Source organism: Nocardioides sp. N13(2025) (genome assembly GCF_051912545.1).
Classification (GTDB): domain Bacteria; phylum Actinomycetota; class Actinomycetes; order Propionibacteriales; family Nocardioidaceae; genus Nocardioides.
This window is the reverse complement of the sequence record NZ_CP196809.1, coordinates 510,933-532,228: the sequence shown is the minus strand read 5'-3', so window position 1 is coordinate 532,228 and position 21,296 is coordinate 510,933. Positions and strand designations below refer to the sequence as shown.

The window sequence follows — 21,296 nt, the reverse complement described above, 5'->3', positions numbered from 1 at the left end:
CGCAGAGCGCCCGTGAAGAGCCGTCGAACAGGAGCCATCTCGTGGAACGCTTCCCGGCCTCCCTCATCCGCCAGCAGGCCGCCGAAGTGCTGCGTGCCTGGGGGATGCTCGAGCCGACCGCCGAGCGCACAGCCGCCATCATGGCTGACGCAGACGTGCGCGGCATCGACTCCCACGGCATCTCGATGCTTCCCAGCTACGCGATCAAGCTGGCAGCAGGCGGACTGCGCATCGGCGCCACGAGCGAGGTCGTCCACGACGACGGACGAGCCGTCACCGTCATCGACGCCCACGCCGGCCTCGGCCACTTCGTGGCGGAGCAGGCCATGGACATCGCCAGCGACCGAGCACGCACCTTCGGCGTGGGCATCGCCGTCGTGCGCAACTCCCACCACTTCGGCGCCGCCGGCTACTACGCCCGACGCGCAGCCGAGCACGGGCTCATCGGCATCGTCACCACGAGCGCCGCCACCATGACGCAGGCTCCCACCGGCGGCGTGACACGTCGCCTGGGAACCAACCCCCTCGCGTTCGCGGCCCCCGCCGCGTCGGGCGCCCCGTTCGTGCTCGACATGTCGACCACCGTCGTCGCCGTCAACAAGGTCAAGACCTACGCCCTGTCCGGCAAGCCCCTGCCCGCCGACTGGGTCGCCGACGAGACCGGCCGGCCCGTGCACGACTCCGGCGAAGCACTTCGCCTCCTGCGGCACAGCACCGAAGGTGGACTCATGCCACTGGGCGGACCGACCACCCTCACCGCGGGACACAAGGGCTACGGCCTGGCCATGATGGTGCAGATCCTCAGCTGCGGGCTCAGCGGCGCCGGGATGCCCGGCGGACGTTCACCGGACGACGTCGGCCACATGCTGCTCGCCATCGATCCCTCCGCGTTCGGCCCTGAGGTCGACGCGCCCGAGTACGTCACCGGCCTGATCGACCTGATGCACGCCACCACCCCGCTCGACGCCACCGTCGGCGTCCTGGTCGCCGGCGAACCCGAAGAACGCGCCCGAGCCGAACGACTGAGTGCGGGCATCGGTCTACCCGCGGCCCTGCTGCAGCAGCTTCGCGACATCTGCGACGCCCACGGGGCGCCGTACCTCCTGGGAGAGCACGCGTGAGCACCCCAGGCATCTCCGTCATCGTCGTCGGCGGCGGCATCGTCGGGCTCGCCGTCGCCCACGAGCTCACCACCGCCGGCCACCGAGTCCGCGTGGTCGAGAAGGAGGCGACCGTCGCAGCCCACCAGACCGGCCGCAACTCCGGCGTCATCCACTCCGGCCTCTACTACAGACCTGGCAGCCTCAAGGCGAGGCTGTGCGTCGCTGGTGCCGCCTCCATGAAGCAGTTCGCCGCCGAGCACGACATCGCTCACGACGTGCCCGGAAAGCTCGTGGTCGCCCCAGACCATCGCCAGGTCGACGCCCTGCAAGAACTCGAACGCAGAGCGCGAGCCAACGGTGTCCCCGCCACGTGGCTCACCGGCGAGCAAGCCCGCGACATCGAGCCACACGTGAGCTGCGTCGCCGCGCTCCACGTCCACTCGACGGGCCGTATCGACTACGCCGAGGTCACCCGAAAGCTCGCCGACCTGGTCACCGCCCAGGGTGGGGAGGTCCTGCTCGGGCACCAGGTCACGCGCATCACCGAGACCTCCTCCGGTGTCCTCGTGGGCACCGACCAGGACGAGCTCCGCGCCGACGTCCTCGTCAACTGCGCAGGGCTGCACAGCGACCGCATCGCCCGACTCGGTGGCCTCGACCCGGACGTACGCATCGTCCCGTTCCGCGGCGAGTACTACGAGCTCGACCCGGCGCACGCCGACCTGGTGCGTGGCCTCGTCTACCCCGTTCCCGACCCCGACCTTCCCTTCCTCGGCGTGCACCTCACCCGCGGTCTCGACGACACCGTGCATGCGGGCCCCAACGCCGTCCTGGCAGGCGCGCGTGAGGGCTACAGCTGGACGACGATCCGAGGCCGCGACCTCCTCGACACAGTCACCTGGCCGGGATTCCGGCCGCTCGCCCGCACCTACTGGAAGACCGGTGCCGCAGAGGTGGCGCGGTCACTGTCCCGCCGCAGGTTCGCGGCCGCGCTGCGCGTGCTCGTCCCCGACCTGCCGACCGAGGCGCTCCGGCGCGCGCCGGCCGGCGTGCGCGCTCAGGCGATCGACCGGGCGGGCTCGCTGGTGGACGATTTCCACTTCGCCCGGACTCCTCAGCAGGTCCATGTCCTGAACGCGCCCTCGCCCGCCGCGACTGCGTCCCTGGAGATCGCCAAGCACATCGTGGCGGAGCTGACAGCACGCACGTGATCCCTTCGCCGTGCTCATCCGCAGACCGGTAGCGACACACCTCCAGTCGGAGCAACCCCGGCGCAGGTCGGAGCGTCTCCTGTGCATGAAGACTCTTCCTCGGGCCGTCCTCCTCGCCGCGACCGCCCTCGCGCTCACCTCCTCCCTCGTGCCCGCCGTCCACGCCTCGGCCGAGGCCACAGGCCCCGCACCCTGTTCGACGTGCGCGACCTTGACCAGGGTGCACCGCCGGCGATCGCGTGGACCTCACGCACGGCTGGCAAGACTGTCATCCACGGCACTGACGGCACCACCACCCCGGTGTCGAACAACGTCGTCGCGCTGGCCCCGATGGGGTCGGGCTACGTCGTCCAGACGGCGCGGAACCGTCCGACCACCGTGCGCTGGATCGGCGCGGACGGCTCTCCCGGCCGCCGCGAGTGGCGCACGGGCTACGGGCTGGCGGTGTCACCGCTGGGCCACGTGGTGGCGTTCGCGGGCAGGCGCGGCCGGGTGTGGACGATCGACCAGGAGGGCGACCGCGTCCTCCGGTTCGACCCGGTCCCGGTCACGGGCACCGCGCACGCCGTGTCGGTGACGGGCGAGAACTGCAAGGAGGGCGAGGGCGACCCCGGCTTCGGGTGCTCGATCGCCGTCAACGGACCGCACCGCGCCTTCTACACCTCCTCGCACGGCATCGTCGACCGCGTCCCGCACCTGCGCCTGGCGACGACCGGTCGCGGCCGCTGGCAGGGCGGCATCACCTCCTTCAGCGAGATGCGCTCGTGCAGCGCGATGCTGCGCAGCTGGCGCGTGACGTGGCGCACCTGCGACAACCAGCTCTCCGACATCTCGCCCGACAACCGCCACGTCCTCGGCACACCGGCGTACGCCGACGGCTTCGGCCCGAAGGTCCTCGACCTCCTCGCCACGGCCGACGGCTCCGTGGCGCACTCCTTCACCTACGCCCGCAACGGACACTCCGCGACGTACTTCGGCGAGGTCTGGGAGGACGCCGATCACGTGCTCGTCGTGACCTATCAGGACGGCGAGTGGGCCGTGGTCCGGCTCGGTGTCGACGGGTCCGTGGAGTACGCCGTCGCGCCGCGCCGCGGGTCGACGGACACCAGGGCGCCGTTCCAGCTCCAGACGCGCTGATCGACGCGTCAACCCTGACTAGTCCTCAGGGACTATCCGGATGCGCGATGTCGGCGGGTTCTGGTGGACTCGACCCATGCATCGACAGATCGCCGGAGCGCTGACCGGCCGCGTCACCAAGTGGGTCGTCCTCGCCGCGGTGCTGGTGCTCACCGGCCTCATGGGCGTGTTCTCGACCAAGCTCACCTCGGTCCAGAACAACGAGGCCTCGTCCTGGCTGCCCGAGTCGGCCGAGTCGACGCGGGTGCTCGACGAGCTGTCGGAGTCCGTCGACCCCAACGACATCCCGACGCTCGTGGTCTACCACCGGGACGGCGGGCTGTCGGAGGACGACCTCGCGGCCATGGAGGAGGACGGCCCCGAGATCGCCGCGCTCGACGGCGTCACCGAGCAGGGCGTGCTGACGCCGGCCGCCGCCCAGGCCGCGGCCGAGCAGGGGGCACCCGTGCCGACGCTCGTGTCGGACGACGGAGAGGTGGCCTACCTCTACTTCGTGCTCAACTTCGGCGCCGACGGCTGGAACGCCATCCCCGACGCCGCGGAGGAGATCCGCGACATCGCCACCCTCGACGGCGGCGAGGTCCACCTCGCGGGCTTCGGCGGCCAGGCCGCGGACTCCGCGGAGGCCTTCGAGGGCATCGACACCAACCTTATCTTCGCGACCCTCGGCGTCGTCATCCTGATCCTGCTCTTCACCTACCGCAGCCCCGTCCTGTGGCTGCTGCCGATCCTCTGCGCCGTCGTCGCCAACACGATCGCGACTGGCGTGGTCTACCTGCTGGCGAAGTACGCCGGGCTCACCGTCAACGGTCAGAGCCAGGCGATCCTCAGCATCCTCGTGATCGGCGCCGGCACCGACTACGCCCTGCTGCTGGTCGCGCGCTACCGCGAGGAGCTGCGCCGCCACGAGGACCGCCACGAGGCCATGGCGTTCGCCCTGCACCGTGCGGCCCCGGCGATCTTCGCGAGTGCCGCGACGGTTGCGGTGGGCATGCTGTGCCTGTCCTTCGCCGAGCTCAACTCCACCGCCGGTCTCGGCCCGGTCGCCGCCATCGGCGTCTCGGTGACCATGCTGGTGATGATCACCCTGCTGCCGGCCCTGTTGGTGATCTGCGGGCGCTGGGTGTTCTGGCCCAAGCGCCCCACCTTCCGCAGCCCCGAGCCCACCTCCAACGGCCTGTGGGCCCGGGTCGGCCGGTCGATCAGCCACCGCCCGCGGCGGGTCTGGGTGACCACCACCGGACTGCTGCTGCTGGCCTGCCTGGGCCTGTTCCGCCTCGACGCCTCGGGACTGTCGACCGAGGACACCTACACGAAGGAGTTCGACTCCATCAAGGGCCAGAGGCTGCTCACCGACCACGGGCTGGCGGACAGCTCCAACACCCTCCAGGTGGTCGCCGACGCCGACCGGGTCGCCGACGTGGCGGCGGCCCTCGAGGGCATCGACGGCCTCGCCGCGCCCGGCGAGCCCCAGCCCCTGGCCGACGGTCGTGCGTGGTTCGAGGCGACCATCAACGCCGACATCTCCTCCAGCACTGCCGCAGGGATCGTCGAGGAGTCCCGCGACGCGGCCCACGCGGTCTCCGGTGCGAACGCCCTGGTCGGTGGCGGGTCGGCGTTCTACGTCGACACCAAGACCGCCTCGGTGCGCGACAGCTGGGTGATCATGCCGCTCGTGCTGGCGGTGGTGCTGCTGATCCTCATCGGCCTGCTGCGCGCCGTGCTGGCTCCCCTGATCCTGATGGCGACGGTGGTGCTGTCGTTCGGTGCCGCGCTGGGCATCTCGGCGCTGCTCTTCGAGTACGTCTTCGGCTTCGCCGGGTCCGACCCGGGGTTCCCGCTCTTCGCGTTCGTGTTCCTGGTCGCGCTGGGCATCGACTACAACATCTTCCTGATGACCCGCGTGCGGGAGGAGACCGCGACCTACGGCACCCGCAAGGGCTCCCTCATCGGGCTGGCGTCGACCGGCGGTGTGATCACCTCGGCCGGCGTGGTGCTGGCCGCGACCTTCCTGGTCCTCGGCTCACTGCCGCTGGTGTTCCTCGCCGAGCTCGGGGTGGCGGTGGCGCTGGGTGTCATGCTCGACACCCTGGTCGTCCGGTCGGTGCTCGTCACGGCGCTCAACCTCGACCTCGGCGGGAAGATCTGGTGGCCCAGCAAGCTGGACCGTGCCGACGCCCCGCTGAGCGAGGCGGAGGCCGAGGCGCCGCTGGAGACGGTGCACTAGCCGCTGGGCAGGGTGAGGACCTCGGCGCCGTCCTCGGTGATCGCGATCGTGTGCTCGCTGTGCGCGGTGCGACAGCCGGTCGCGCTCCGCAGGGTCCACCCGTCGGCGTCGGTGACCAGCTCGTCGGTGTCGACCATCACCCAGGGCTCCAGCGCGAGCAGCAGGCCCGGTCGGAGCTGGTAGCCCCGGCCGGGTCGCCCGTCGTTGGAGACGTGCGGGTCCTGGTGCATCGTCGTCCCGATGCCGTGGCCCCCGAACTGCATGTTGACCGGGTAGCCGGCGCCGCGCAGCACGGAGCCGATCGCGTGGGACAGGTCCCCGATCCGGGCGCCGGGGCCGGCCGCGGCGATGCCCGCCGCCAGCGCGGTCCTGGTGACGTCGACGAGGGCGACGCTCTCGGGCGGTCGGCTCTCCCCCACCAGGAAGCTGATCGCCGAGTCGGCCGCGATGCCGTCGAGGCGCACGGCGAGGTCGAGGGTGAGCAGGTCGCCGTCGGCCAGCACCTGGTCGTGCGGCTGGCCGTGGAGGACGGCGTCGTTGACCGAGGTGCAGACGTGGTGGCCGAACGGTCCGCGACCGAACGATGGGGCGTAGTCGACGTAGCAGGACTCCGCGCCCGCCTCGCGGATCATCTCCGCCGTCCAGCGGTCGAGGTCGAGCAGGTTGGTGCCGACCTGGCTGCGCGAGCGCAACGACTGCAGGATGTCGGCGACCAGGGCACCGGTGGCCCGGGCCTTGTCCACCTGCGCGGGGGTCAGGATCTCGATCATCGCAGCCCGAACCGGACGCAGCGCTTCTCGGTCGGCCCGCTGCACAGGTCGTCGAGGGTGAGGACGCCCTGGCCGACGAGCACGGACGTGAGGGTGTCGATCGTGACGTCCTGGTCCTGGTAGAGCCACGACTCGACCCCGTCGACCACCTCCGCGTCGGGCACCGGGGTGCCGGCCAGGAAGGCGACCGCGACGTCGGCGGCCTGCTCGCTCATGGTGCGGGTGGGCACGTAGGTCATCGACTTCTCGTCGCCGAGGAGGACCTCGCGGGCGGCCTCGAGGTCCGACCCGCGCTGGGTGGGCACCTCGCCGCTCTCGAGACCGACGAACCGGTCCGACCCGGGCACGAGGGTGCCGAGCGAGACGACCGGGAGCTCCCGGTCGGTCATCGTCCCGAGGCCGTCGGCATCGACGGGCACCACCACGATGACGTCGGCCGAGGCGGCCTCGGCCTGGCGGACCTGGCTGCGCTGGGCCGCCGCGTCGCCCTCGGCGTCGTAGACCGTGACCCGGCACTCGTCGCAGGTCGCCTCGACCCGGTCGGTGAACCGCTCGACGTCGACCGCGCGGGACTCGGAGTCGGACTCGTCGGCGACGAGGAGGGCAACGGTCGGCTCGTCGCCGTCGCACCCGGACAGGAGGGGTACGACGGCGACGAGCGCGAGGGCGACGAGTCGGGTGCGGAGCATCCCGAGGAGGTTATCCCGAGTGCTATCCCCGACCGCTGGAGGAGCGCGCCCGACGCGACACCGAGTCGATCGCGACGGCCAGCAGGAGCACCCCGCCGGTCACCATGAACCGCACCGAGGAGTCCACGCCGACCAGGTTGAGCCCGCTCTGGATGGCCTGGAGCACGATGATGCCGAGCATGGCGGCGTACGCGGACCCGCGGCCACCGAAGAGCGACGTGCCGCCGATCACCGCTGCCGCGATCGCGGTCAGGTTGGTGTCGGTGGTGCCGCTCGCCTGGGACACGCTGGTCTGCAGGCCGGCCGCGAGCAGGCCGCCCAGGGCGGCGAACGTCGAGCACAGGGCGAACACCGAGAAGTAGACCCGGTTGACCTTGATGCCCGCGCGCCGCGCCGCCTCCTCGTTGCCGCCGACCGCGAAGACGTGCCGTCCCCAGCGGGTGCGGCGCAGCACGATGTCCATCACCACGACGAGGGCCGCGAAAAGCACCCAGAGGTAGCTCCAGCCGCGGTCGATGTTGACGTAGTAGGACAGGAAGAGCAGCCCGGCCAGGAGCGCGAGGGCCTTCGCCCCGGTGATCCACAGCGGCGGGGAGCTCAGCCCGGCGGCGGAGCGCTGCCGCACCGACCACAGCTGCGCGGCGGCGTACGCGGCGACGATGAGCACCACCAGGACGTAGGACATGAGCGGCGAGACGAACTGGAACCGGGTGAACTGCACCAGGAACGAGCCCGACGGCAGGTTGATCGTGCCCTGCGTGCCGAGGACGTAGAGCAGCCCGCCCTGGAAGGCCAGGAGCCCAGCCAGGGAGAACACGAACGACGGCACGCCAACGCGGGTGTAGAGCACCGCGTAGAAGGCTCCGATCAGCAGGCCGACCAGCAGCGCCGCGATCATCGCCACGATCATGGAGTAGCCCTGGTTGACCACCAGCACGGCCATGATGGCGGCCGTGAAGCCGCTGACCGAGCCGACCGAGAGGTCGATCTCGCCGAGCAGCAGCACCAGCACGATGCCCAGGGCGATGATCCCGACCGGGGCGGCGAACTGGGTGATGGCGACGATGCTGCGCGAGCTGAGGAAGCGCGGCTCCTGGGTGTAGAAGCCGATGCAGATCACCAGCAGGCCGATGACGACCGGCAGGCTGCCGAGGTCACCTGCCCGCAGGCGTCCGCCGAACTGGCGCAGGTAGTCCATGGGCCCCTGCGCCTTGATCAGGCGCTCGTCGGCGAGGTCGGCGGCGACGGAGCGCTCGGTGGTGTCACTCATGGTGCGCACCCCCTTCCCGGCGCGAGGCCCGTGAGGCCACGACGTTGTCGGAGGCCCCGGTGATGGCGGCCACCAGCTCCTCGGTGGTGGCGTCCTCGACCCGGAACTCGGCGGCGTTGCGGCCCAGGCGCAGGACGACGATGCGGTCGGCGACCGCCTGCACGTCGGCCATGTTGTGGCTGATCAGGATGACCCCGAGGCCGGTCTCGCGCAGCCGCTCGATGAGGTTGAGCACCTCCGCGGTCTGGGCGACGCCGAGGGCGGCGGTGGGCTCGTCGAGCATCACGACCTTCGGGCTGCCGACCAGGCTGCGGGCGATCGCCACGGTCTGGCGCTGACCACCGGACAGGGAGGCGATCGGGATCCGCACCGACGGGATCTTGGCGGAGAGCGTCTTGAGCAGGCGCCACGCCTCCTTCTCCATCTGCACCTCGTTGACGAAGGGTCCCGAGGACTCCTCCCGTCCGAGGAAGAGGTTGGCGACGACGTCGAGGTTGTCGCACAGGGCGAGGTCCTGGAAGACGGTCGCGATGCCCAGGGCCTGGGCCTCGGAGGGACCACCCACGGTCACCTTGCGGCCGGCGAAGGTGATGTCGCCGGCGTCGGGGGTGTAGACCCCCGAGATGACCTTGACGAGGGTGGACTTGCCGGCGCCGTTGTCGCCCACGAGGGCGACGACCTCGCCCTCCCGGACGTGCATGTGCACGTCCGAGAGGGCTTGCACGGCCCCGAACCGCTTGGTGACGCCGGTCAGGGACAGAACTGCGTCCCCGACCGGCATCGTCGACCCTTGGGTCGAGGTGGAGGTGTCGGACATCAGGAGATGCCGGCGTCCTCGCACGCCTTGGTGTAGTCACCGGTGCAGATGTCGTCGGCGGTGTAGAAGCCGTCCTTGATGACGGTGTCGCCCACGTTGTCCTGCTTCACCACGATCGGCGTGAAGATGTAGGACGTGACGCCCTCGTAGTCGCTCTGCTCGATGCCCGACTCGCTGGTGGTCGGGACCTCGTCACCGTTGGCCAGCGCCACGGCGACCTCGGCAGCGGTCTCGGCCTCGATCGGGATCGGCTTGTAGATGGTCATCGCCTGCTCGCCGGCGAGGATCCGCTGGATCGCGGCGACCTCGGCGTCCTGGCCCGTGATCGGGGGCAGGGCGTCGGCGGCCACGCCGGCACCGGTCAGCGCGGCCACGACACCGCCGGCCTGGCCGTCGTTGGCGGCGTAGACGCCCTGGATGTCCGACGGGTCGTACTTGCTCAGCTGGTCGGTGGTCCACTGCTGGGCGTTCTCCGGGCTCCAGTCCGGGTTGTCGTACTCCTCGAGGATCTTCACGCCGGAGGAGTCGAGCACGCTGTGGGCGCCGGCCTTGAACTGCGCGGCGTTGGGGTCGCTCGGGGCACCGTTGAGCATCAGGATGCTGCCCTTGTCGCCCATCGCCTCGACGAGCGCCTCGGCCTGCATCTTGCCGACGGTCTCGTTGTCGAAGGACATGTAGTAGTCGGCCTCGGCGATGAAGCGGTCGTAGGCGATGACGGTGGCACCGGAGTCCTGGGCGGACTGGACCATGCCGCCGGCGCCGGCGCCGTTGACGGGGTCGAGCACGATGACGCTGGCACCCTCGGAGATCGCGGTGTCGACCTGCTGGGTCTGCTTGGACTCGTCCTGGTCGGCGTTGTAGTAGACGACCTCGCAGTCGGAGCAGAGCTCGGCGACCTTGTCCTCGAACAGCGGACGGTCGAACGCCTCGTAGCGGGTGGTCTTCGACTCGGGCAGCAGCAGCGCGATGACCTTGCTGTCGCCGCCGCCGTCACCGGCGTCACCGCCGCCGGTCTGGGCATCGTTGGCGCCACAGGCGGTCAGGCTGAGCGCACCGATCATGAGAGCGGCGCCGAGCCCGGCGACGCGGTGGAAACGGGTCATGGGGTTTCTCCTGGTGGTGGTGGCTCGCTCGAGCGAGCCCGTGGGTTCCCCCAGAGTGTGACCACCGCCACGCCTTGTCGTCAAGAGTCGAACACAAAACCTCCCGAATCGTGATGATGCGACGACTTGTGTGCGTCTCTTGACGACTACGGGGTCGGTCCCTCACTCTTGCGCCATGTCCGCCACCGGCTCCCCCGGGTCGACCGCGTCGCTGCGATCCGCCAACCAGCAGCGCGTCGTCGACGTGCTGCGCAGCGGCGAGCAGGTCACCCAGGCCGACCTCGCCCGGCAGACCGGGCTCGCTCCGGCGACCGTGTCGAGCATCGTGCGCGACCTCGCCGGCGCCGGCCTGGTGACCACCGAGCCCGGCAGCGGACGGCGGGGTACGACGGTCACGCTGGCGCCGGCGGCGGGCGTGGTCGCGGGCGTCGACTTCGGCCACAGCCACGTCGCGGTGGCCGTCGGCGACCTCACCGGCACCCTCCTCGCGGAACGGCGCGCTTCCCTGGACTCGGGGCACCCGAGCGACGACGGCCTGGACGCGGCCGCCGGCCTGCTGGAGGAGGTGCTGGTCGACGCCGGCGTCGACTTCGCGGCGCTGCGGTGCCTGGGGATGGGCCTGCCCGCCCCGATGACCGACGGGGTCGTGCGCAGCTCGGCGATCCTGCCCGGCTGGGTGGGGGTCAACGCCCTCGACGCGGCCCGCAAGCGGTTCGGCCTCGAGGTGCACGCCGAGAACGACGCCAACCTCGGCGCCCTCGCCGAGCACCGGCAGGGCGTGGCCCGCGGCCACGCCAACTCGGTCTTCGTGAAGGTCTCCTCCGGCGTCGGGGCGGGCATCGTGCTCGAGGACCGGCTCTTCCACGGCAGCGGCGGCACGGCCGGCGAGATCGGCCACCTGACGCTCGACGAGTCCGGTCCGGTGTGCCGGTGCGGCAGCCGCGGCTGCCTCGAGGCCTACACCTCCACCGTCGCCCTGCAGGCGATGATGCACACCCAGCTGCCCGGCGCCGGCGTCGACGAGATCGTCGCCGCCGCCCGCGAGGGCAACGTCTCCGCCGTGCGCGCGCTCGAGGACGCCGGCCTGCACCTCGGCTGGGCGCTGGCGAGCGTGGTCAACCTGCTCAACCCCGGCCTCGTCGTCGTCGGCGGCGACATGGCGCGGGCGGGCGAGCTGCTGCTCGAGTCGGCCCGGATCGGGCTGCGCCGACACGCCCTCGACGCCGTGGCCGCGACCCCCGTCGTGGCCTCCGAGCTCGGCGAGCGCGCCTCGCTGGTGGGCGCCGTGCTGCTCGCTGCCGAGCGCACCGACCTGACTGCTTCCACCGGCTGACCCCGGCGGATAGCGTAACCGGGTGCCCGACCTCGTCGTCTCCGCCCCGTCCGTGCCGAGGTCCGAGGAGGTCCTCACCCCCGAGGCCCTCGCGTTCGTCGCCGACCTCGACACCCGCTTCCACGACCGCCGCGACGAGCTGCTCGCCGCCCGGCGCGAGCGGCGCGCGCAGATCGCCCGCACCGGCACCCTGGACTTCCTGCCCGAGACCGCCGAGGTGCGGTCCGGCGACTGGACGGTCGCCCCGGTGCCGGCGGACCTCCAGGACCGGCGCGTGGAGATCACCGGGCCGACCGAGCCCAAGATGGCGATCAACGCGCTCAACTCCGGCGCCCGGGTCTGGCTCGCCGACCTCGAGGACGCCAACACCCCGCACTGGCGCAACGTCGTCGGCGGCCAGCTGACGCTGCGCGACGCCGTACGCGGTCAGCTCTCCTTCACCTCTCCAGAAGGCAAGGAGTACGCCGTCACCGACCCCGAGCACGCCCCGGTGGTGCTCCCCCGCCCGCGCGGCTGGCACTTCGACGAGGCGCACCTGAGTGCCGACGGACGGCCGGTGGTCGCGGCCCTCGTCGACTTCGGGCTGCACTTCTTCCACAACGCCCGCGAGCTGCTGTCCCGCGGCAGCGGGCCGTACTACTACCTGCCCAAGATGGAGTCCCACCTCGAGGCTCGCCTCTGGGACGACGTCTTCACCCACGCCGAGGCGGCGCTCGAGGTGCCGCACGGCACGGTCCGGGCGACGGTGCTGATCGAGACGATCACCGCGGCCTTCGAGATGGACGAGATCCTCTTCGAGCTCCGCGACCACGCCGCCGGGCTCAACGCGGGACGGTGGGACTACCTGTTCAGCATCATCAAGAACTTCCGCGACGCCGGTCCCGCCTTCACCCTCCCCGACCGCAACGCCGTGTCGATGACGGCGCCGATGATGAAGGCCTACAGCGACCTGCTGGTCCGCACCTGCCACCGGCGCGGCGCCTTCGCGATCGGCGGGATGGCGGCCTTCATCCCGAGCCGCCGTGACCCCGAGGTCAACGAGCGCGCCTTCGCCAAGGTGCGTGAGGACAAGACCCGCGAGGCCACGGCGGGCTTCGACGGCTCGTGGGTGGCCCACCCCGACCTCGTGCCGCTCTGTGCGGAGGTCTTCGACGAGGTCCTCGCCGGGCGCGACAACCAGCTCGACGTGCTGCGCGAGGACGTCGCGGTCCGGGCCGCCGACCTCCTCGCCGTGGACCGGACTCCCGGCGAGCGCACCGAGCAGGGCCTGCGCGGCAACGCCCGCATCGGCATGCTCTACCTCCACGCCTGGCTCTCGGGCAACGGTGCGGCCGGCATCGACAACCTCATGGAGGACGCGGCGACGGCCGAGATCTCGCGCTCCCAGGTCTGGCAGTGGGTCCACAACGGGGCCCGCCTCGACACCGGCGAGGTCGTCACGCGCGACCTCGTCGAGCGCATCGTCGCGGAGGAGCACGCCGCGCTCGGCGGCACCGTCGACGACGACGCCCGGCGTCTCTTCGTCGAGTGCGCCCTCGACGACGACTACCCCGACTTCCTCACCCTGCAGGCGTACGACGTGCTGCTGGCGCGCGGCGACTGACCGGTCGCACGAAGCCGCCGGAGGCGATCTGGTCGCCACCGACCCACACCTCGGCCACGTCGGCGTCACCGGCGAGGGCGAACACCTTGCCCAGCGCGGCCTCCGGGGAGTCCGCGTGCCGCAGGCCGATGTCGAGGGCCGTGCCCGCGGGAGGTCGTACGAGGATCGCGTCGAACTCCTTGCCCACCGACAGGTCGCCGACGATGTCCGCGAGGCCCAGTGCGGCCGCGCCGGCCGCGGTGCTGAGGTGGAGCAGGTGACCCGCCGTGAGCCGCATCCCCTCCTCCCCGAGCAGGTGCTGGAGGAAGTAGGCCTGCAGGCCCTCCTTGAAGATGGAGAAGCCGGTGCCCGCGCCGACGTCGCTGCCGAGCGCCACGCGCACCCCCGCCACGACGTGCCGGCGGAGCGAGAACATGCCGGACCCCAGGGCGGAGTTGCTGGTCGGGCAGTAGGCCACCGACGACGCGCGCTCGGCCATGACCGCGAGCTCGGGGTCGGTGGGGTGGACGTCGTGCGCGAGGACCGAGAGCGGGCCCAGCAGGCCGTGGTGGTCGTAGGTGTCGACGTAGTGGTCCCGGTGCGGGAACTGGTCGGCCACGGTGGCGACCTCGAGGTGGTTCTCGTTGACGTGCGAGGTGAAGACCGCGCCGTCGACCTCCTCCAGCACCGCGCCGCAGGCCGCGAGGACCGGGTCGGAGGCCGACAAGGAGAAGCGCGGGGTGACCGCGTAGCGGAGCCGTCCGCGCCCGTGCCAGCGCGCCGCCAGGTCGTGCGACTCCGCGTAGGCGCGGTCGGGGGTGGTGAGCAGCGGCTCCGGCAGCACCCGGTCGCTGACGACCAGCCCGCTCGTCATCCGCAGCCCGAAGCGCTCGGCCTCGGCGAGCAGCGCGTCGACCGCCGGCGCGAAGTGCGAGCCGAAGACCAGCGAGGTGGTCGTACCCGCGGAGATCAGACCGGCCACGAACTCCCCCGCGATCGTCGCGGCGTAGTCGGGCGAGGCGAGGTGCTGCTCCTCGGGCAGGGCGCACCGGTCGAGCCACTCGAGCAACGGCATGCCCAGCGCGCCGATCACCCGCACCTGCGGGAAGTGGACGTGCGTGTCCACCAGGCCGGGCAGCAGGATCCCGTCGCGCAGGTCGAGGACGACGGCGTGGGGGTGGTCGGCCGCGACGGCCGCGAACGGTCCGCGGGCCACGATGACCCCGTCGGCGTCGACGGCGAGCCCCAGGTCGTCGTCGTAGCGGAAGCCGGGCGCGCCGGCGGTGAAGGGGTCGACGGGGGTGTCGTAGGCGCGGGCTCGGTAGAGCACCTCGGCGGTGCTCATCCGCGGGCTCGGACCCGGTCCGCGGCGAACACCTGGAGCAGCTCCGCGGCGACCGACACGGCGATGGCGGCCGGCTCCTTGCCCGGCAGGCCCGGCAGGCCGATCGGGCAGCGGATCCGGTCGATCGCCCGCTCGTCGTGGCCCTCGACGGCCAGCCCCGTCCGGAAGCGGGCCCACTTCGCGGCCGACCCGATCAGGCCGATCGTGCCGAGGTGGGTGCACCGCAGGGCGGCGTCGCAGAGGGCGAAGTCCTCGGCGTGGTCGTGGGTCATCACCAGCACGTGGGTGCCCCGCGGCACCGAGCCGAGCGCCAGCTCGGGGACCGGGGCGTGGTGGACCTCGACCCGTGCGGAGGAGCCGGCGAGGACGGCCAGGCGCTCGTCGGTGAGCTGGTCGGCTCGGGAGTCGACGAGGTGCAGGTCGAGGTCGTGGCCCGCCAGCACGCGGGCCAGCTCGAGCCCGACGTGGCCGACCCCGAACACGGCGACCGACGGGACGACGGGCAGGGGCTCGAGCAGGAGGGTGACCTCACCGCCGCAGCACTGCCGCCCGTGCTCGGTGCGCGCCTTGTCGCTGAGGCCGACCGTCAGCTGCTCGGGCACGGCGGCGTACGAGGCCAGCATCGCCCGCGCCCGGGTGACGGCGGTCTCCTCGAGGTTGCCTCCCCCGACGCTGCCCCAGGTGCGCGCGGCGGCGACGACCATCTTCGCGCCGGCGTCGCGCGGGGCGTGCCCCCGCACGTCGGCGACGGTGACGAGCACGCCGGCCTCGCGCCCCTCGCGGAGGCGCTGCACCGCGGTCAGCCAGTGCATGCCGGGCCTCGCGCTCGTTGCACCGCCCAGAACACGGCCTCGGGCGTGGCCGGGGACGCGAGCTCGACGCTCGTGCCGGGCGGACCGAACGCCGCGGCCGCCTGGCGCAGCGCCTCGCGCACCGACAGGGCGAGCATCAGCGGGGGCTCGCCGACCGCCTTCGACCCGTAGACCGCACCGTCCTCGTGGGCGTGGTCGAGCAGCGCCACGTGGAGCTCGTCGGGCAGCTCTCCGATGCTCGGGAGCTTGTAGGTGCTGGCCGACTGGGTCGTGAGCCGGCCGCGACCGGGGCCGTCCGTCTCGTCCCAGCGCAGGTCCTCCAGCGTCAGCCAGCCGAGGCCCTGGACGAAGCCGCCCTCGATCTGCCCGAGGTCGACGAGCGGCGACAGGCTGTCGCCGACGTCGTGCACGATGTCGACTCGCCGGGTCCGGTAGGCACCGGTGAAGCCGTCGACCTCGACCTCGGCGGCCGCGACGCCGTAGGAGAAGTACTTGAACGGGTGCCCCTGCATCGCGACGGGGTCCCAGTGGAGGCCCTCGGTGCGGTAGAAGCCGGCAGCCCACAGCTGGACGCGCCCGAAGTAGGCCTCCTGCACGAGCTTGTCCCACGCCAGGCCCCGACCGGCGTCGACCTCGCGCAGCCGGGCGGTGATCTGGTCGCACGCGTGCTTGATCGCGCCGCCGTTGAGGTCGGTGCTCGAGCTCGCCGCCGTGGCCGAGGTGTTGGGCACCTTGTCGGTCCGGGTGGGCGCGAGCCGCACCCGCGCGAGCGGCACGCCGAGGCTGGTCGCGGCCACCTGGAGCATCTTGGTGTGCAGCCCCTGGCCCATCTCGGTGCCGCCGTGGTTGATCAGCACCGAGCCGTCCTTGTAGACGTGCACCAGCGCGCCCGCCTGGTTGAACGCGGTGAAGTTGAACGAGATGCCGAACTTCACCGGCGTCAGCGCCAGGCCGCGCTTGGTGTGCGGGTGGGCCGCGTTGTGGGCCGCCACCTGCTCGCGGCGGCGCGCCAGGTCGCCCGCCGCGACGACCTGGTCCCAGGCCGCGACCACCCGGGCGGGGTGGCGTACGGGCTGGCCGTAGGGCGTGGCCTGCCCCTCGACGTAGAAGTTGCGGCGGCGCAGGTCGGCCGGGTCGATCCCCAGCAGCGGCGCGCACCGGCCGAGCACGTCCTCGATGACGAGCATCCCCTGCGGCCCGCCGAAGCCGCGGAACGCGGTCTGGGAGGTCTTGTGGGTGCGCGCGACGCGGCCGTGGAAGCGGACGTGCGGGATCCAGTAGGCGTTGTCGAGGTGGCACAGGGCCCGGGCGAGCACCGGCTCGCTGAGGTCGAGGCTCCAGCCGCCGTCGGAGGTCAGCGTCGCCTCGAGCGCGAGCAGGCAGCCGTCGTCGCCGAAGCCGACCCGCCATGTCGCGTGGAAGCCGTGCCGCTTCCCGGTCATCGTCATGTCCTGCGTGCGGGTGAGCCGCAGCCGCACGGGCCGGCCGGTGAGGGTGGCGCCGAGCGCCGCGACGGCCGCGAAGCCGTGGGGCTGCATCTCCTTGCCGCCGAAGCCGCCGCCCATGCGCAGGCACTGGACGGTCACGTCGTGCGAGGGACGGCCGAGCACGTGCGCGACGATCTCCTGGGTCTCGGTCGGGTGCTGGGTGCTGCTCTGCACGAAGACCTGCCCGGCCTCGTCGACCAGGGCGAGGGAGGCGTGGGTCTCGAGGTAGAAGTGCTCCTGGCCCGCCATCTCGGTGGTGCCGCCGAAGACGTGGGCGGCCCCGAAGAGCGCGTCGTCGACGTCGCCGCGCTCGATGACCGGGCGCGCGCCCTGGAAGCTCTCTGCCTCGATCGCCTCGACGAGCGAGACGACCGCCGGCAGCGGCTCGTAGTCGACCTCCACCGCGGCGGCTCCCAGCCGCGCGGCCTCGAGCGTCTCGCCGAGCACCCAGCACACCGCGTGGCCGACGAACATGACCTCGCTCGGGAAGAGCGGCTCGTCGTGCTTGACGCCGGCGTCGTTGAGGCCGGGCACGTCCTCGGCGGTGAGCACGCGGACGACGCCGTCGACCTCCATCGCCGGCGCGGGGTCGAGCCGGGTGACGCGGGCATGGGCGTGCGGCGAGCAGACCGGGTGCGCGTGCAGCGGCCGATGCGTGCGGTGCACCAGGTCGTCGGTGTAGAGCGCGTGCCCGGTGACGTGCAGGGCGGCGCTCTCGTGGGGCAGGGCGAGTCCGACGACCGCGTCGTCGGGGCGCCGGGACAGCTCGCTCACTCGAACCACCAGGCCCTCAGTGCGTTGCCCAGCATCGCTGAGCGGTACGCCGCGCTGGCGCGCTGGTCGTCGATCGGGGTGCCCTCCCGGGCGAGCACCGCGGACGCGGCCTCGACGGTCTCGAGGGTCCACGGCCGGCCCTCGAGCGCGGCCTCGGTGGCGAGCGCCCGGATCGGTGTCGCGGCGACTCCCCCGAGCCCGATGCGGGCCCGCGCGACCGTGCCGTCCACGACGTCGAGGGCCACGGCGACCGCGACGCTGGAGATGTCGTCGTAGCGCCGCTTGGCGATCTTGCGGAAGGTCGTGTGCGCGGCGAGCGGCAGCGGGACGCGTACGGCCCGGATGAGCTCAGCGGGTCGGAGCACGGTCTCGCGGTAGCCGGTGAAGAAGTCGGCCAGCGCCACCTCGCGGTCCCCGTCGGCCGAGACCAGCACCAGGGTCGCCTCGAGCGCGAGCAGCGCCGGCGCGAGGTCGCCGATCGGGGAGGCGGTGCCGAGGTTGCCGCCGATGGTGGCGCCGTTGCGGATCAGCCGCGAGGCGAACAACGGCCACACCTGCGCCAGCAGCGGCACCGTGTCGCCGAGCCCGGCCTCGACCTCGCTGAGGGTGAGGGCGGCGCCGATCTCGACGACGTCTTCGAGATCGGGGCAGTCGGTCGCGAGGCCTCGCAGCTCGGGCAACCGGTCCACCACGACGACGTACGACGCCCGGGTGCCGCGCAGGTTGGCCTCCACCCCCCAGTCGGTGGAGCCCGCCACGACCGTGGCGTCGGGGTGCTCGGCCAGCAGGGCGAGCGCCTCGGCGAGGTCCCGGGGACGGGCGAAGCCGTCGAGCCGGGTCGGCGCGGGACCGGGTGCGGGGCTCGCCTGCCGCAGGGCCAGGGCGTCTGACGCCGGCGCAGAGCCGAGGGCCTGCGCGGCGTCACGGATCGGGCGGTAGCCGGTGCAGCGGCACAGGTTGCCGGCGATCGCGTGCAGGTCGAAGCCGTCGGCCTCCCGGTCGGGCCGGTAGTACTCGGCCGCCATCGAGCAGACGAAGCCGGGCGTGCAGTAGCCGCACTGGGAGCCGCCGCGCTCGGCGAGCTCGGACTGGACGGGGTGCAGGTCGTCGGGCGTGCCGATCCCCTCGGCCGTCACGACCTCCTGCCCGTCGAGCGCCAGCGCCGGCACGAGGCAGGCGTTGACCGGCGTCCACCGGCTGCCCGCCCGGTCGGGGCGCACGACCAGAACGGCACACGCCCCGCACTCGCCCTCCGCGCAGCCCTCCTTGGCCCCGGTCAGGCCCAGGCCGCGCAGGAAGTCGAGCGCGTTGGTGCGGGCGGGCACGTCGGCGAGCGGGCGTGGTCGCCCGTTGACGGTGATCTGTGGCTCGGGCACGGGCCTCCCCTTGGTGCATGGTTCAGGGAGTCACGGGCCGCCGGTTTGCCATGCGGAACGACGACCTGCCGCCCTCCACTCTACGTGACCGGGGTCACATCGGCGGGCACATCAGGGCCGGAGCCGCGGGTGCCGGTTGACGTCCTTGTAGAGCAGGTAGCGGAACCGGCCGGGTCCGCCGGCGTAGCAGGCCTGGGGGCAGAAGGCCCGCAGCCACATGAAGTCGCCCTCCTGCACCTCGACCCAGTCCTTGTTGAGCAGGTAGACCGCCTTGCCCTCGAGGACGTAGAGGCCGTGCTCCATCACGTGGGTCTCGGGGAAGGGGATCGCTCCCCCGGGCTCGAAGGTGACGATGTTGACGTGCATGTCGTGGCGCACGTCGAGCGGGTCGACGAAGCGCTGGGTGCCCCACGCGCCGTCGGTGTCGGGCATCGGCTCGATCGCGACGTCGTGCTCCTGCACCACGAACGCCTCGGGGACCTCGACCCCGTCCACGCGCTCGTAGGCCTTGCGGATCCAGTGGAACGTCGCGTGCTCGTCGCCCTCGTTGCGCAGCGCCCAGCCGGCGTCGGGCGGCAGGAAGGCGTACCCGCCCGGGCCGAGTCGGTGGACCACGCCGTCGATCGTGAGGACCACCGTGCCGCCGACCACGAAGAGCACCGCCTCGGCGTCCGGGTCGTCGTCGGGCCGCTCCGAGCCACCGCCGGGCGCGACCTCCACGACGTACCACGAGAAGGTCTCGGCGAAGCCCGACAGCGGCCGCGCGATCACCCACAGCCGCGTGTCGTCCCAGTGCGGCAGCCGGCTCGTCACGATGTCGCGCATGGTGCCGCGCGGGAGGACGGCGTACGCCTCGGTGAACGCGGCGCGGTCCGTGGTCAGCTCGGTCTGCCCCGGCAGGCCGCCCTTCGGCACCCAGTAGCTGCTCATCGTTCGCCCCTCCTGATCAGTCGACCTCGCGGGCCTGCTGCCACGTCGATCGGCGCCCCGCACAACCACGTCTGCCGCACGGTGCCGGTGAGCGTACGCCCGGCGTAGGCCGACACCGGGTTCTTGTGGTGCAGCCGCGCCGGGTCGACGACCCAGGGCTCGTCGGGCGCGAAGACGCAGAGGTCGGCGTCGGCGCCGACGGCGATCTCCCCCTTGCCGACCAGGCCGACACGGCGCGCGGGTGCCGTGGCCATCCACCGCACGACGTCGGTCAGCGGCACCCCGCGCTCGCGCGCCGTGGTCCACACGACCGGCAGCCCGAGCTGGAGGGACGCGATGCCGCCCCACGCCTCGGCGAAGTCGCCGGTGTCGCGGTGCTTGAGCTCCGCCGTGCTGGGCGAGTGGTCGCTCACCACCATGTCGATGTCGCCGTCGGAGAGCGCCGCCCAGAGGGCGTCGCGGTTGGCGGCGTCGCGGATCGGCGGGCAGCACTTGAGCTCGGTGGCGCCGTCGGGGATCGAGCCGGACTCGAAGTGGAGGTAGTGCGGACAGGTCTCGACGCTGACGTCGACGCCCGCGGCCCGTGCCTCGCGCAGGGCGGGGACGGCTCCGGAGGCGCTGAGGTGGACGACGTGGGCGCGGCCGCCCGTCGTCCGCGCGGTGTCGACGACGAGGGCGATCGCCCGCTCCTCGGCGGCATCGGGACGGCTCGCGAGGAAGCTGTCGTACGCCGACCCGTGGGCGCAGTCGCCGATCGCCTCGCCGTCCTCGGCGTGCACGATCATCAGCGCGCCGAGCCGCGCGGTCTCGGCCATCGCGGTGGTGAAGTCGGCCGCGGTCAGGTGCGGGAACTCCTCCACGCCCGAGTCGAGCAGGAAGCACTTGAAGCCGAAGACACCGGCGTCGTGGAGGCCCGCGAGGTCGGCGGTGTTGCCGGGCACCGCACCGCCCCAGAAGCCGACGTCGACCCAGGCCTGCTCCGCGGCCGCCGCGCGCTTCTCCTCCAGCGCGGCCACCGTCGTCGTCGGCGGGATGCTGTTGAGCGGCATGTCGACGATCGTGGTCACGCCACCGGCTGCCGCCGCTCGGGTGGCGCTGGCGAAGCCCTCCCACTCGGTGCGGCCCGGCTCGTTGACGTGCACGTGGGTGTCCACCAGCCCGGGGAGCAGCACCTCGTCGGCCGCGAGCTCGACGACCTCGGCCTCGCCGGCGGGCTCGTCGTAGGCCCCGATGCCGGCGACGACCCCGTCGCGGACCCGGACCGACGCCGCCACCTCGGCACCGCCGACGACCGCGCGGGCCGCGCGCAGCAGGACCTCGGCCGCCACCC

At 72.5% G+C, this 21,296-nt stretch carries 17 protein-coding genes; 6 read left to right on the top strand and 11 right to left on the bottom strand.

Going from position 1 to position 21,296, the window contains the following annotated elements:
* Positions 1-41: 41 nt before the first annotated feature.
* The 4 genes from ACS3YM_RS02595 (at position 42) to ACS3YM_RS02580 (ending at position 5,678) form a co-directional block, all read left to right on the top strand.
* Positions 42-1,121: an Ldh family oxidoreductase gene (locus ACS3YM_RS02595; RefSeq protein WP_439938495.1), complete on the top strand. Its 1,080-nt coding sequence runs from the start codon at positions 42-44 to the stop codon at positions 1,119-1,121.
* Complete coding sequence (gene lhgO / locus ACS3YM_RS02590) at positions 1,118-2,314, top strand: L-2-hydroxyglutarate oxidase (protein WP_439938493.1); 1,197 nt, start codon at positions 1,118-1,120, stop codon at positions 2,312-2,314. The genes ACS3YM_RS02595 and lhgO overlap by 4 nt, the downstream gene beginning before the upstream one ends.
* Before the next feature lie 201 nt (positions 2,315-2,515).
* The gene (locus tag ACS3YM_RS02585) at positions 2,516-3,451 is read left to right on the top strand and encodes a hypothetical protein (protein WP_439938492.1); all 936 of its coding nucleotides are present in this window, start codon (positions 2,516-2,518) and stop codon (positions 3,449-3,451) included.
* 76 nt (positions 3,452-3,527) lie between these two features.
* A complete protein-coding gene (locus ACS3YM_RS02580) occupies positions 3,528-5,678 on the top strand; it encodes an MMPL family transporter (protein WP_439938491.1) in 2,151 nt (716 codons plus the stop codon).
* Here the strand turns inward: ACS3YM_RS02580 and map are convergent.
* Genes map through ACS3YM_RS02555 form a run of 5 tightly spaced genes read right to left on the bottom strand, consistent with a single transcriptional unit; the run spans position 5,675 to position 10,327 of the window.
* A complete protein-coding gene (gene map / locus ACS3YM_RS02575; RefSeq protein WP_439938489.1) occupies positions 5,675-6,448 on the bottom strand; it encodes a type I methionyl aminopeptidase in 774 nt (257 codons plus the stop codon). The two genes, ACS3YM_RS02580 and map, sit on opposite strands and share 4 nt — an antisense overlap.
* Positions 6,445-7,137 carry a hypothetical protein gene (locus tag ACS3YM_RS02570; protein WP_439938487.1) on the bottom strand — a complete coding sequence of 231 codons (693 nt, stop codon included), beginning with the start codon at positions 7,135-7,137 and terminating at the stop codon, positions 6,445-6,447. The genes map and ACS3YM_RS02570 overlap by 4 nt, the downstream gene beginning before the upstream one ends.
* Before the next feature lie 22 nt (positions 7,138-7,159).
* On the bottom strand, positions 7,160-8,407 hold the full coding sequence (locus ACS3YM_RS02565; RefSeq protein WP_439938486.1) for a sugar ABC transporter permease: 1,248 nt from the start codon (positions 8,405-8,407) through the stop codon (positions 7,160-7,162).
* A complete protein-coding gene (locus ACS3YM_RS02560) occupies positions 8,400-9,224 on the bottom strand; it encodes an ATP-binding cassette domain-containing protein (RefSeq protein ID WP_439938485.1) in 825 nt (274 codons plus the stop codon). Before ACS3YM_RS02560 ends, ACS3YM_RS02565 begins: the two co-directional genes overlap by 8 nt.
* Positions 9,224-10,327: a substrate-binding domain-containing protein gene (locus ACS3YM_RS02555; protein ID WP_439938484.1), complete on the bottom strand. Its 1,104-nt coding sequence runs from the start codon at positions 10,325-10,327 to the stop codon at positions 9,224-9,226. Before ACS3YM_RS02555 ends, ACS3YM_RS02560 begins: the two co-directional genes overlap by 1 nt.
* A gap of 175 nt (positions 10,328-10,502) precedes the next feature.
* On the opposite strand from ACS3YM_RS02555, the gene ACS3YM_RS02550 reads away from it, so the two are divergent.
* Both ACS3YM_RS02550 and aceB read left to right on the top strand, forming a co-directional pair.
* Complete coding sequence (locus ACS3YM_RS02550) at positions 10,503-11,660, top strand: ROK family transcriptional regulator (RefSeq protein ID WP_439938483.1); 1,158 nt, start codon at positions 10,503-10,505, stop codon at positions 11,658-11,660.
* Between the two features lie 22 nt (positions 11,661-11,682).
* Entirely contained in the window at positions 11,683-13,263 is a 1,581-nt protein-coding gene (aceB, locus tag ACS3YM_RS02545) for a malate synthase A (RefSeq protein ID WP_439938481.1), read from the top strand.
* On the opposite strand, the gene ACS3YM_RS02540 is transcribed toward aceB, so the two are convergent.
* The 6 genes from ACS3YM_RS02540 to allB form a co-directional block, all read right to left on the bottom strand.
* Complete coding sequence (locus ACS3YM_RS02540; RefSeq protein ID WP_439938479.1) at positions 13,220-14,587, bottom strand: guanine deaminase; 1,368 nt, start codon at positions 14,585-14,587, stop codon at positions 13,220-13,222. The two genes, aceB and ACS3YM_RS02540, sit on opposite strands and share 44 nt — an antisense overlap.
* The gene (xdhC, locus tag ACS3YM_RS02535) at positions 14,584-15,399 is read right to left on the bottom strand and encodes a xanthine dehydrogenase accessory protein XdhC (protein WP_439938477.1); all 816 of its coding nucleotides are present in this window, start codon (positions 15,397-15,399) and stop codon (positions 14,584-14,586) included. The genes ACS3YM_RS02540 and xdhC overlap by 4 nt, the downstream gene beginning before the upstream one ends.
* Positions 15,387-17,660: a xanthine dehydrogenase molybdopterin binding subunit gene (locus ACS3YM_RS02530; RefSeq protein WP_439938476.1), complete on the bottom strand. Its 2,274-nt coding sequence runs from the start codon at positions 17,658-17,660 to the stop codon at positions 15,387-15,389. Before ACS3YM_RS02530 ends, xdhC begins: the two co-directional genes overlap by 13 nt.
* Entirely contained in the window at positions 17,657-19,036 is a 1,380-nt protein-coding gene (locus tag ACS3YM_RS02525; protein WP_439938474.1) for a xanthine dehydrogenase small subunit, read from the bottom strand. The genes ACS3YM_RS02530 and ACS3YM_RS02525 overlap by 4 nt, the downstream gene beginning before the upstream one ends.
* Positions 19,037-19,147: 111 nt before the next feature.
* Positions 19,148-19,966: a bifunctional allantoicase/(S)-ureidoglycine aminohydrolase gene (locus tag ACS3YM_RS02520; protein ID WP_439938473.1), complete on the bottom strand. Its 819-nt coding sequence runs from the start codon at positions 19,964-19,966 to the stop codon at positions 19,148-19,150.
* A complete protein-coding gene (allB, locus tag ACS3YM_RS02515) occupies positions 19,963-21,294 on the bottom strand; it encodes an allantoinase AllB (RefSeq protein ID WP_439938472.1) in 1,332 nt (443 codons plus the stop codon). The genes ACS3YM_RS02520 and allB overlap by 4 nt, the downstream gene beginning before the upstream one ends.
* Between the last annotated feature and the right edge of the window lie 2 nt (positions 21,295-21,296).